This window comes from Uruburuella suis, from assembly GCF_004341385.1.
Taxonomy (GTDB): domain Bacteria; phylum Pseudomonadota; class Gammaproteobacteria; order Burkholderiales; family Neisseriaceae; genus Neisseria; species Neisseria suis.
The window spans coordinates 46,066-57,875 of record NZ_SLXE01000010.1 but is presented as its reverse complement, the minus strand read 5'-3'; the positions used below and the strand labels follow the sequence as shown (position 1 = coordinate 57,875).

Here is an 11,810-nt window from a genome sequence, read left to right as displayed (position 1 = left end):
TCCGTTATGTTAGACGATGCACATCAATGGTTTCACCATCTTTAAGCAATTTATACAGCACCTTGATCACATTCTGCATCGCTTGTGCATCGGTCTTGAGCAACAATGCTGATAAGTCTTGATGTGAGGTCAGTGCTTGAATAATTGCGCCTTTCGTTGCCGATGGCAAATTACCTTGCAAGGCTGTGGATTCAGGATTATTTTCAATCTGAGCCATAACTACATCGTTATTTCGTAGAATGGTTACTAAATGATTGATGTATACCACCTGTTCTTCACGGGTGGAAATATCGCCAAAAGTCTGAGCAATAAGATCAATGACTTCTTTCAGATAAGTCATTTTGGTTGGCTGTAAATCACCATTGGCTGTGCCTTGGATGGGGGCTAATGGTTGAGGTTCATCCGCTTCGGGATGATCGGTATCATCGGTTTTAAGTTTCTTTTTAAAGATGCCAAAGCCAGTCAGTACCAAGCCTGAAATATCAATTTCTTTAGCAGACATACCATTTAATCGTTTGGATAAGAGCTTGGTAAATGCCGAGAAGTTTTCAAGTTCAGGATCGCCAAAGTCAATAAGCTGTGCCACATAGGAATAAATACGGCTAAACTTATCCAAATTGCCCTTAAAGCGCATCAAGGTTTGTAATTCTACGTCTAACTGCTTGCGCTCAAATTCCGCTTTTTCTGCGCCTTCATCATTGCCGTCTGCTTTGGCTTGATCAAATGCGGTTTCCTGTAGCTCAATCGCCTGTTTGAGCATTTTCAGTTTTTGGTTAAACAGGCGGGCGACACGATCGGTTGCTTTAAACAGGTCGGGATGTGTGGTTTCTTTGAAATCATGATTACTAATATCACGGATGGTTTTAAAACGAGCTGCTTTAAACTCCTCCAAATCATCTTCGGTAATCAGATCAAGTTCTTCAATATTGTCTTTGATGGTATAAACCACATTCGGGTCTTGTACATCCACCATTTTTACCCCGTTGTCGTACTTTTTGAAGCACTTTAAAATCCATTCAGGGTCATTTACAAAGTCAATTACAAAGGTTTGATCTTTGCCTGTGGTGGTACGGTTTAAGCGTGACAAGGTTTGTACCACTTCAACTTCATTGGCAATGACTTTATCAAGGTACATGGCGCAGAGTTTGGGTTGGTCAAAGCCTGTTTGGAATTTATTCGCCACTACCATTAAGCGATATTCAGGGCGGTCAAATGCGATGCGTAAATCAGAATTAGGTGCATCGGCATTCATATTGGCTTCGGTAAATTCAGCATCTTCACCAACTTGAAATAGCGCCCCGTTTTCGCTATCACCATCTGCTTCATGGCTAATCTGTTTGCCCGTGAGCTTACCCGAAAATGCCACCAAGACACGATAAGCACTGTATTCAGGGTTATCTTCAATATACTTTTCTAAGGCAATTTTATAACGTGCTGCCGCAGGGCGTGAACTGGTCACGATCATGGCTTTGGCTTGACCATTAAGCAAATTGGCAACATTGTGGTGAAAGTGTTGAATAATAAACTGCACCTTTTGCGTGACATTGGTCGCGTGTAAAGCCATCCAACGGGCTAAGGCTTTTTTGGCTGCTTTAGAGTTGACTCGTTTATCATCATCAACTGCATCACCACCGAGCTTAAAAGCTGTCTTGTACGGCACATAGCCTTGCAATACATCTAAAATGAAGCCTTCTTCAATCGCTTGACGTTGCGGATACAAATGAAAGGATTCAGGTAAATTGTCATCACTGGCAGGCTCACCATTTTTAGTACGCCCAAACAGCATTTTAGTCGAGTGTTTTGGGGTTGCAGTAAAGGCAAAATGGCTGATGTTTTTAGACTGTACACGGGCTTTTTGAATCTGCTCCAGTAACTCCTCAACAGTCAGGCTTGCCATCGCTTCACCTGACTGCAATGCCAATGTCGCTTGCAGTTTAGATGCCGTTGAGCCTGTTTGCGAGGTATGTGCTTCATCAATCACAATACCGTAGTTACGGTCGCTTAAACTGGTATTGGTCAGAATCGCTTCCATCACATGCGGGAAAGTCTGAATGGTCACAATAATGATCTGTTTATTGGACAACAGTGCATCTTCAAGCTGTTTGCTTTTCGATTTGCCTGCATGTTCTTTGTCATCACGGTTAATTGCAGCAATTAAGCCTTTTTGATGGTCGAGTTGTTGAATCGCTTCCTGTAACTGATCATCCAGTACCGTTCGGTCTGTCACCACAATGACGGAGTTATAAAACGGTGTACCGTCATTGTGACGCAAACGTACCAGTGAATGACACACCCAAGAAATCGTAGAGGTTTTACCTGAGCCTGCACTATGCTCACATAGATAATTCAGTCCCACGCCTTTTTCTTGCACATCGGCAATGATTTTATTCACCGCATCAAACTGATGGTAACGCGGGAAGATCAAGCGTTCCTGTACCGTCCAGTTGCCATATAGATCGACTTTGTTTTTCTTTTCCACATAGACAAAGTTATGGAATATTTTCAGCCAATTATCACGTTGGCAGACATAATCCCAAAAGTAAGCCACTGGATAATCTTCACCTTTAGCCACATCCGCAGGAGGATTGCCTGCATGTCCCTCATTACCTTTATTAAATGGCAAGAAATAGGTGTTTTCACCATCTAAAGCGGTGGTCATGGCAATTTCAGATTCAGACAAGGCAAAATGCACAATTGCACCACGCTTAGGTGTCAGCAATGGCTCTTTACGTCTTGTTTTAGGGTCTATCGGCTTACGGTCATTTTTATACTGCTCAATGGCATCTTCTAAAGACTGGTTAAACTCGGTCTTAATTTCCACCGTTGCCATTGGCAAGCCGTTAATAAAGAACACAAGGTCCAAAATGCCTGCATCTTTAGAAGGGTGGTATTTAAGTTGTGGAACAACACGTAGGATATTGGCGTTGTAGCGGTCAATGACAGCTTGATTGCGTCCATCTTCGGGTGCGCTTTCACTGAGGTCGATTGTGCCTGCGCCCGCCATGCTAAAGCCATTACGAAAGATATGGATTGTGCCTTTCTTATTCAGTTCATCATCCAAGCGGTCGATGATGCGTTTTTCGGTATTATTGCCATTCAAGGCTTGCAGTTTTTCCCACTTTTCAGGCTGCGTGGCTTGAATCCATGTGATTAAATCTTCGGGGTAGAGTGCATATTCGGTATGATAATTTTTACTTTGCCCAACCACCCAACCTTGCGCTTGCAGTTTTTGCACAATATAGGCTTCTAAGTGACTTTCGTAATGGGCTTTGTCTGCCAAAATATTCATGCGATTCCCCTTATTCTTCATTTTGTCGTAATGCGTGTTGCCAAAACGGGTCTTGATGCCATAACTCAGGCATTTCCATATTGGCTTTAGATAGTGTTTGTTAAAAAAATCATGCGCCAAACTCCCTTACGTCAATTTTACCTGTAACCGCATGGGAGATAATCGAAGTACGGTATTCTTTAAGTTTTTCGATTAAAGATTTTTGTTTGGAAATGAGGTTGTCAATTCGGGCAGTTTCGGTGTCGAGGAATGCAACGATTTTTTGTTGTTCATCTAAAGAAGGAAGCAATAAGTCAATATGGGTAAATGCTTCGCTCTCCAAATCCCATTGATTAACTCGTATCCCTTTTGAATAGTTTTTATAACTTTGAATGTAATACGCAGAACGAATCAGAAAATGAATATATTTTGAGTGATATTCAGCTTTAGGTTGGTAAATATAATATGCAGGGCTAACAATACCTCTTAACTCAGAGATAGCAATAGAGCCTTGCCATGCTTTCATTTTATTGATGACAAGATCATTTGCACATACAAGCTGATAAGGAGTTAAATCTTCTGATGCTCTATTATGATTATCATCCCTACTATCTTTAGGAATAACACCATAATCACGGTAAACAGAAAGTAAGCGTTCAGTTGGAAAGTTAGTCCTTTTAATACGCTTAAATAAACTCCAAATAGGTTTTTGTTGCCAATGCTCAGGCACTTCCCCCAACCATTCAACACCACTGTCTTTCATTGGTGCATTTGGGTTTAAACCTTTAGTCACAGCATGAGAAATAATCGACTTACGCTGTTCTTCTAAAAGTTCGATTAACTTTTCTTGCTTGGCAATTAAGTTGTCGATACGGAAGGTTTCGTAGTCGAGGAAGGATGCGATTTGGGTTTGTTCACAAGCACTAGGAATTGCTACATCACACACAGCCATATCCCTAAATGTGAGTGTTTGACGTATCCCCGCACCCAAGGTTTTCATTTTCCTAATATCAAATATATAAAGCAGATACTCTAAATATCTTTTATTAAAAGTATTGTTTTTTAACTTTAGAACGAAATAACCTGAGCTAACAACTACATCTATTTTAGATAAAGCTGTTCGCAGACTTTTTAAGTCATAATTTAGATTTAACGGGTTTACTAAAAACTCACCCTGTAATACCTCTTGATAATTTTCTTTCAATTCATCTGTTAAGTTTGCTTTATCTTCTTTATAAACAACCGAACCAAAGCTAATAGCCCCAAATGGAAGGTTCATGTTTTTTGTGTGTTGTTTCTCTTGAAATATATACTTAAATTTAGAGCCAACCCAATGTTCAGGCACTCCCCCTAACCATTCCACACCGCTATTTTTATAACTTGGGTATTGTTTAAATTCCATTTTTAAACCTCCCCAAGCAATTGCGCCACTTCGGCAGACAGCTCTTTAATCTCAGCCATAATCTCATTCGGGTGGCGTGGCTGCTCAAACACATAAAAATAACGGTTAAAGTTAATTTCATAACCCACCACACCCACTTGACCGTCTTTGGCATCGGTATAACTGGTATCAATTACCGCATCAGGCGCATGAGGAAGTACCTCTTTCGCCATATAGTCCTCAATATTTTGATTTAAAGGAATATTTTCATAGTCGGTGAGGTCACTGTCCATTTGTACTTCACCATTAATTTCTACGGCTTCGGCATCAGGATTTTGCACCCCAAACGCAGCGATCAAAGCATTTTTTAAGCCTTTGCTGACTTTGCTGAGTGGTAGTTTTTTCAGGAATGTATTCTCAAACCAAGCATAGTCTTTGCTGTCACCAAACTGCTGTTCAATATAAGCTGATACCGTGTTTTGGTCGCTGTCGGATAACTTGCCAAACTCTTTCGATGCTTTAAACGATTCCAGTTTTTCCGCATCAAATTGAAGATCAATCCGTAGAGGGCGCAAGACTTTTACTCGGCGATAGCCAAAGTCAGTGTAATCAAAAATCTTACTGACCGAACTTTCTTCAAAGTCGGCATAAATACGGCTAATTTCATCAATCGAGTTTTGGTCAATAAACTTGCGCTTGTTGCCCTCATTTTTGCGCATAGATGAACCCATACCTGTTGCATCAATGAGCTGTACTTTGCCTTTGCGCTGTTCAGGTTTACGGTTTGAAATCAACCAAATATACGTTCCAATGCCTGTACGGAAGAAAATATCAGTCGGCAATGCCACAATTGCTTCGAGATAATCATTTTCTAAAATAAAGCGTCTAATTTCTGACTCGCCTGAGCCTGCACCACCGTTAAACAATGGTGAGCCTGATAGTACAATCGCACCACGACCACCACCATTTTCAGGTAGTTCTAGTTTGGAAATTAGGTTTTGTAAAAACAGCATTGAGCCGTCACTGGCTTTAGGCAAACCCGCACCAAAACGCCCATTTAAGCCTTTTTCTTTATGCTCTAATTGAACCGCACTGGCATCCTTCGCCCATGACATACCGAAAGGTGGGTTAGAGCATTGATAGTGGAAACGCTGCCCTGCAAATAAGTCATTACTGAGGGTACTGCCCAATTTAATATTTTGTGATAAATCACGGCTTGGGTCAGATTCCAGTTTTTTGAGCAACATTGAACCCAATGCGACCGCATGAGTTTCAGGCTGCAATTCCTGTCCGTGGGGTACAAGTACAGGGGCAATTTTATAGCGGTCCTTAAAACCGTCTACATAGTTCATCATGTCGGTTAGGAAGCCCGATGTACCACAGGTTTGATCATAAATAGTGCGGATTAAACCATTCTTTTGTTCAAACAGCTCATTATCAGGCTCAAGCAATAAAATCGCTGCCAAATGTACAATATCACGCGGGGTCATAAAGTCCTCTGACCCCGTACCGACTTCTGCACCAAATCGAGCGATTAAATGTTCATAGACATTACTCATGGTGCGGTCAGGAACAACATTCGGATGTAAGTCGATGGCAGCGAAATTATTGCAAATGCGTAGCAGTAAATTCGCTTTAGAAAGCTTATTAATTGTTGTATTGAAATCAAACTGTTCAAAGATTACACGCACGTTTTCAGAAAAATTAGAAATGTAATCTTCAAGGTTGGCTTTGGTTTTTGTACCGCCTAAATTGGAAAGGTTATAAGTCGATTTGTTATAAAATGGATTGCCGCTTACGTTAGTAAGAATATCGTCAAGCGCCATGCCTTGATCTTTGAATTGCTCATAAGTATTGAGAACAGCATCTTTCGTTGGCTCAAGCACACATTCCAAACGTCTTAATACCGTAAAGGGCAAAATGATTTTACCGAACTCTGTATGCGGAAAATCCCCCCAAAGATCATTCGCATTGTTCCAAATAAAACTTGCCAGTGTAGATTCAGTATTGTTTGGTGCAGAAGCCATTTTTTTCAACCTTATTTTGCAATAGTTAAATATTATGCAATTAATGCAGATTTTTCAACCTTGAAATGCAAATTTTAAAATTGAACGATTTAAATAGTTTCAACCTTAGATTGCAAATTTAGAATTTGTTGAGTTAAAAGAATAAGGTGAGATTTATAAAAATCCCACCTTAAAATGCAAATAGCCCTTTAAAAGTAAAAGGAAGCCGGCAATGAAACCGAATACCCATCCCGAAACCTATCGCACCGTTTTGTTTTTCGACAGCAGCGCCAACGAAGGCTGGCTGATCCGCTCCTGCACCGACACCCACGGCAAAACCATGCTGTGGCACGATGGCCGCGAATATCCCGTGTTTATGCTCGACACCTCTTCCGCCTCGCATCCGGTCTACACCGGCAAGCAGCGCGAACACAACACCGAAGGGCGCGCCAGCAAATTCAACCAGCGCTATCAAGCCATGCTCGGCTCATTCAGAAAGGAAAAATAATGCAGGTGTTGTCTTCACTGAAAAGCGCAAAGGCGCGCCACCGCGATTGCCAAATGGTGCGCCGCAAGGGCAAGGTTTATGTGATTTGCAAAAGCAATCCGCGCTTTAAAGCCCGCCAACGCTGATGCTTTTATTATGATGTCAAACTCATCAACGAGGCCGTCTGAAACTTTTCAGACGGCCTCTCTTTTTATTCGATTTTCAAATATTGCACCGACAAAATCTCTATCGTTTCGCGCCCTTCGGGCCCGTGCAACACCACTTCGTCGCCCTCGCGCGCTTTAATCAGGCAACGCGCCAGCGGCGACACCCACGAAATTTTGTTGGCCGCGGTGTCGATTTCGTCCACACCTACGATTTTCACCGTCTGCTCGCTGCCGTCGCCGCGCAGCAATGCCACCGTGGCGCTGAAAAACACCTGATCTGTGGGCTCGCGCGTTTCCGGATCCACCACCACCGCCGCTTCCAGCCGCTTGGTTAAAAAGCGGATGCGCCGGTCGATTTCGCGCATGCGCCGCTTGCCGTAAAGATAATCGCCGTTTTCACTGCGGTCGCCATTGCTTGCGGCCCAATTCACCACTTGCACGATTTCGGGGCGCTCTTTGTGCACCAATTGGTAAAGCTCGTCTTTCAGCGCCTGCCAGCCTGTGGGGGTGATGTAGTTTTTCGGGGGGGATGCGGGGGCGTCGTTCATCATAAAGGCCGTCTGAAAAGAAAGCGCTTATTCTAACGCTTTTTTGCCTTCGCAAACCAATCCGCTTGCATAGGTGGATTTCATCGGTTCGGCTTGACACCTTGGCCATCTGAAAAACTTTCAGACGGCCTTGTTGTTTTTATCTGGGCCTCAATTCAATCATATATAACTGAATTGAATAAATTAACAGTAATTCATTCTTTTGATTTCACCTCCTGTTTGATTATAGTTTTCCCATCAACACTCAATAAAACAAGGAAAGCATTATGGCTGCCACTTTAAACCTTACGCCGATTCAAGCCACTATCGGCGCAGTGATTCATAATATTGACTTGAACCGCACTGATTCTGAAACCACTGCTCTGATTCAGCAGGCATTACTTGACTACCAGGTGATTTTCTTCCGCAGGCAGCAATTGACGCCACAAGCCCAAGTGACGCTGGCGCACGGCTTCGGCTCACTGCATATCCACCCGATTTATCCTGCCGCGGCGGATGCGCCCGAAGTGATGGTGCTCGACAGCCTGCAACAGGATTTGCGCGATAACGAGCTTTGGCACACCGATGTCACTTTCCGCGAAACACCACCGCTGGGTTGCGTGCTGCGGGCTGTGAAAATTCCACCTGCGGGCGGCGACACTTTATGGGCCAGCGGCACCGCGGCGTTTGCCGCGCTCGACACCGATTTGCAGCAACAACTAACCACGCTCACTGCTCTGCACGATATCCGCCGATCTTTTCCACCCGAACGCTTTGCCCGTGATGAGGCCGAACGGCAAAAGCTGGAGTATATTTTTGCCGCCAATCCGCCTATCAGCCATCCGGTGGTGCGCACTCACCCGCTTACCGGGCAGCCGATATTGTTTGTCAGCGAAGGCTTTACCACCCGAATCAATGAATTGAGCGAGCAAGAAAGTGACCGTTTGTTAGCCGCTTTGTGTCGACATGCCACGCAACCCGAATTTTCCCTGCGCTGGCAATGGCAGGAAGGCGATGTGGCGATTTGGGACAACCGCAGCACTCAACACAAAGCACTGTTTGATTACGGCAATGCCCATCGGATTATGCACCGCGTCACCATCAACGGCGACCGCCCGTTTTACCGCCCGCCACAAACCCAAGCCGCATAACACATCAACACGCATCATCAATCCGTGAGGAAAACATCATGAACCTTAAAAACAAACGTAAACACACACCTTTATGGATTACCGCACTGACTGTGCTGGCCATCGGCGGCTTTGTTTGGTATCAGGCTACACCGGCAGACACGGCCGGCCAACCCGTGGTCATCGCCTACCAAACCGGTGTCGACCCCGGCAAACTTGCCCAAGCCGATGGCGATTATGAGCGCAACAGCAATCGCGCCATTGAATGGAAAAAATTCGATTCAGGCTCCGATGTGGTCAATGCACTGGCTTCGGGCAACGTGGTTATCGGCAATATCGGCTCCAGCCCGTTTGCCGCTGCCGCCAGCCGTAATTTACCCATCGACACATTTTTAATCACCTCGCGTTTGGGCGACTCTGAAGCACTGGTGGTCAGCAACCGCTCAGGCATCAAAGAGCCGCGCGATTTAATCGGCAAAACCATCGCCGTGCCGTTTGTGTCCACCACCCATTACAGCCTGCTCTGCGCATTGAAAAATTGGGGCATCAGTGAAGACCAAACCAAAATCATCAACCTGAGGCCGCCTGAAATTGCAGCAGCCTGGGCGCGTGGCGACATTGACGCCACTTATGTATGGGAGCCGGTATTGGGTAAAGTAAAAGCCGACGGCACCGTGCTCACCGATTCGGGCAAGCTCGCCGAGCAAGGCGCGGCCACTTATGATTTGTGGGTGGTGCGTCGCGATTTTGCTGAAAATAATCCTGATTTTCTGAAATCATTCGTGCAAACCACGCTGAAATCGATTAGCGATTACCATCAAAATCCCAAAGCCTTCGCCGACAATGCCGAACACGCCCGGAAAATTGCCGCACTCACTGGCTCAAACACAAACGATATCCCACTGCTGCTCACCGGCAACACTTATCTGAACGAATTCCAGCAGCGTGAAGTGTTGCAAGGCGAGTTTGCCCAAAATATTGCCGATACTGCCAATTTTTTGAAATCACAAGGCAAAGTAGATCAGGTGAAGCCGGATTATCACGACCACATCAACGTGCGTTTTTTACAACCCTGAGGAATCCGCCATGCATACTTTAAGCGCCGAACACATCAGCCTGACTTTCCCCGGCCAGCCGCACACCGTATTGCAAAACATCAACCTCAACCTAAATGAAGGCTCACTCACCGTCATTCTGGGCGAATCAGGCTGCGGTAAAACCACATTGCTGAATATCTTGGCCGGATTCCAACAACCTGATTCCGGCAGCATTAAAGTCAACGGCAAAGCCGCTGTCCACCCCGATGCCCGCCGCGCGGTGGTGTTTCAAGACCATGCCTTGATGCCGTGGCTGAATGTGGCTGAAAACGTTGGTTTCGCGCTGAAGCTGCAAGGCGTCAACGAGCCGAAAGCTTGGGAAGCCGTGGCGGATATTCTGCAAACCATCGGCCTCGACCACGTGGCCGAAGCCAATATTTGGGCACTTTCAGGCGGCATGAAGCAACGGGTGGGCATTGCACGCGCCTTAATCAGCCGTGCGCCGTTTATTCTGCTCGACGAGCCTTTTGCCGCGCTGGATGCCTTTACGCGTGAAAACATGCAGCAATTGGTGCTGGATTTGTGGGCGCAGCAAAACAAAGCCTTTTTTCTGATAACCCATGATATCGAAGAAGCCCTGTTGCTCAGCGAGCGCCTGATATTGATGGCCGCTCGCCCGGGCAGAATCGTACAAACACTGCAACCGGGTTTTGCCGTCCGCTACCGCAACGGCGAGCCGGTGCGCGCGATTAAATCCGACCCTGAATTCATCCGCCTGCGCGAACAGTTGTTTGAAAACTTGCGCAACCAGAAAAAACCAACCGCAGATGAGGCCGCATAATGAATACCGACAAACCCACCACTTATTCAGATGGCAACACGTCCGCCTTTATCCCGCACGCGCCACTTCAGACGGCAACGCTGCCTGCCAAATTGATAACCAAATTGCAACGGCGCAGCACATTGGCGCTCAGCACCGCCAGCGTGTTGGGTTTGCTGTTGCTTTGGTATGCCATCACGGCACTCCATATCGTGCCTACCCTGTTTTTGCCCGCTCCGCAAGCCGTGTGGCAGAAATTTATCGAAGTCAGTCAACAAGGTTTTATGAAAGCCACCTTATGGCAGCATCTGGCCGCCAGTATCGGCCGCGTATTACCGGCACTATTAGCCGCCATTATGATCGGCATTCCGTTGGGCTTGTGGATGGGCATGAATAAATGGGTGCGCGCCGTCGTCGATCCGCTGATTGAATTACTGCGGCCGATTCCGCCGTTGGCCTACCTGCCTTTGCTGGTGATTTGGTTCGGCATCGGCGAAACCACTAAAATATTGCTGATTTTCTTTTCGGTGCTGGCGCCGGTGATTATCAGCAGCGCCCACGGCGTCAGCAGCCACCAGCTCAACCGCGAGCGTGCCGCATTGGCTTTGGGCGCAAGCCGCATGCAGGTGTTCAGGCACGTGATTCTGCCCACCGCATTACCGCACATCATCACCGGCATCCGCATCGGTTTGGGCGTGGGCTGGTCGACATTGGTGGCCGCCGAGCTGGTGGCTGCCGACCGGGGCATCGGCTTTATGGTGCAATCGGCCGCCCAGTTTCTAATCACCGATACGGTCATTCTCGGCATTATCGTGATTGCCGTGGTGGCGGTGGCACTAGAACTATTATTGCGCAATCTGCAAAAACAACTTTCACCGTGGTATGGGCAGCAACTGTAAAGAAGCGCCAAAAACCTGTTTACGATCTTTTTTCGCCGCTTCGAGCACATAAACAGTTGCTAAAAAATAAAGGCCGTCTGAAAAGTTT

10 protein-coding genes are annotated in these 11,810 nt (G+C 45.9%); 6 read left to right on the top strand and 4 right to left on the bottom strand.

The window, feature by feature from the left end:
• Positions 1-4: 4 nt before the first annotated feature.
• The 3 genes from EV680_RS05115 to EV680_RS05105 form a co-directional block, all read right to left on the bottom strand.
• The gene (locus tag EV680_RS05115; RefSeq protein WP_132953667.1) at positions 5-3,289 is read right to left on the bottom strand and encodes a type I restriction endonuclease subunit R; all 3,285 of its coding nucleotides are present in this window, start codon (positions 3,287-3,289) and stop codon (positions 5-7) included.
• Positions 3,290-3,398: 109 nt separating this feature from the next.
• Positions 3,399-4,670, bottom strand: coding sequence for a restriction endonuclease subunit S (locus EV680_RS05110; RefSeq protein WP_132953666.1), 1,272 nt, complete (start codon positions 4,668-4,670; stop codon positions 3,399-3,401).
• A gap of 2 nt (positions 4,671-4,672) precedes the next feature.
• Positions 4,673-6,676: a type I restriction-modification system subunit M gene (locus EV680_RS05105; RefSeq protein WP_132953665.1), complete on the bottom strand. Its 2,004-nt coding sequence runs from the start codon at positions 6,674-6,676 to the stop codon at positions 4,673-4,675.
• 211 nt (positions 6,677-6,887) lie between these two features.
• Between EV680_RS05105 and EV680_RS05100 the strand changes: the two genes are divergently transcribed.
• Positions 6,888-7,163 (top strand): type B 50S ribosomal protein L31, encoded by a 276-nt coding sequence (locus tag EV680_RS05100; protein ID WP_132953664.1) that lies wholly within the window; start codon positions 6,888-6,890, stop codon positions 7,161-7,163.
• Positions 7,163-7,288 carry a type B 50S ribosomal protein L36 gene (gene ykgO / locus EV680_RS05095; RefSeq protein WP_132953663.1) on the top strand — a complete coding sequence of 42 codons (126 nt, stop codon included), beginning with the start codon at positions 7,163-7,165 and terminating at the stop codon, positions 7,286-7,288. Before EV680_RS05100 ends, ykgO begins: the two co-directional genes overlap by 1 nt.
• Before the next feature lie 65 nt (positions 7,289-7,353).
• Here the strand turns inward: ykgO and greB are convergent, their stop codons facing one another.
• Positions 7,354-7,857, bottom strand: a complete 504-nt coding sequence (gene greB / locus EV680_RS05090; RefSeq protein ID WP_132953694.1) for a transcription elongation factor GreB — start codon at positions 7,855-7,857, stop codon at positions 7,354-7,356.
• Between the two features lie 266 nt (positions 7,858-8,123).
• Here greB and tauD point away from each other — a divergent pair, with 266 nt between their 5' ends.
• From tauD to tauC, 4 genes are read left to right on the top strand one after another with little or no spacing between them, the layout of a single operon-like run.
• Entirely contained in the window at positions 8,124-8,987 is an 864-nt protein-coding gene (tauD, locus tag EV680_RS05085) for a taurine dioxygenase (RefSeq protein WP_132953662.1), read from the top strand.
• Between the two features lie 38 nt (positions 8,988-9,025).
• Positions 9,026-10,042, top strand: coding sequence for a taurine ABC transporter substrate-binding protein (gene tauA, locus EV680_RS05080; protein WP_132953661.1), 1,017 nt, complete (start codon positions 9,026-9,028; stop codon positions 10,040-10,042).
• Positions 10,043-10,052: 10 nt separating this feature from the next.
• Positions 10,053-10,844 (top strand): taurine ABC transporter ATP-binding protein, encoded by a 792-nt coding sequence (locus tag EV680_RS05075; RefSeq protein ID WP_132953660.1) that lies wholly within the window; start codon positions 10,053-10,055, stop codon positions 10,842-10,844.
• Complete coding sequence (gene tauC / locus EV680_RS05070; RefSeq protein ID WP_132953659.1) at positions 10,844-11,722, top strand: taurine ABC transporter permease TauC; 879 nt, start codon at positions 10,844-10,846, stop codon at positions 11,720-11,722. Before EV680_RS05075 ends, tauC begins: the two co-directional genes overlap by 1 nt.
• Positions 11,723-11,810 lie beyond the last annotated feature (88 nt).

Excerpts from the sequence above, each read along its gene's own strand:
- EV680_RS05115 (WP_132953667.1), bottom strand. The coding sequence starts at position 3,289 with ATGAATATTTTGGCAGACAAAGCCCATTACGAAAGTCACTTAGAAGCC.
- EV680_RS05110 (WP_132953666.1), bottom strand. The coding sequence starts at position 4,670 with ATGGAATTTAAACAATACCCAAGTTATAAAAATAGCGGTGTGGAATGG.
- EV680_RS05105 (WP_132953665.1), bottom strand. The coding sequence starts at position 6,676 with ATGGCTTCTGCACCAAACAATACTGAATCTACACTGGCAAGTTTTATT.
- EV680_RS05100 (WP_132953664.1), top strand. The coding sequence starts at position 6,888 with ATGAAACCGAATACCCATCCCGAAACCTATCGCACCGTTTTGTTTTTC.
- ykgO (WP_132953663.1), top strand. The coding sequence starts at position 7,163 with ATGCAGGTGTTGTCTTCACTGAAAAGCGCAAAGGCGCGCCACCGCGAT.
- greB (WP_132953694.1), bottom strand. The coding sequence starts at position 7,857 with ATGAACGACGCCCCCGCATCCCCCCCGAAAAACTACATCACCCCCACA.
- tauD (WP_132953662.1), top strand. The coding sequence starts at position 8,124 with ATGGCTGCCACTTTAAACCTTACGCCGATTCAAGCCACTATCGGCGCA.
- tauA (WP_132953661.1), top strand. The coding sequence starts at position 9,026 with ATGAACCTTAAAAACAAACGTAAACACACACCTTTATGGATTACCGCA.
- EV680_RS05075 (WP_132953660.1), top strand. The coding sequence starts at position 10,053 with ATGCATACTTTAAGCGCCGAACACATCAGCCTGACTTTCCCCGGCCAG.
- tauC (WP_132953659.1), top strand. The coding sequence starts at position 10,844 with ATGAATACCGACAAACCCACCACTTATTCAGATGGCAACACGTCCGCC.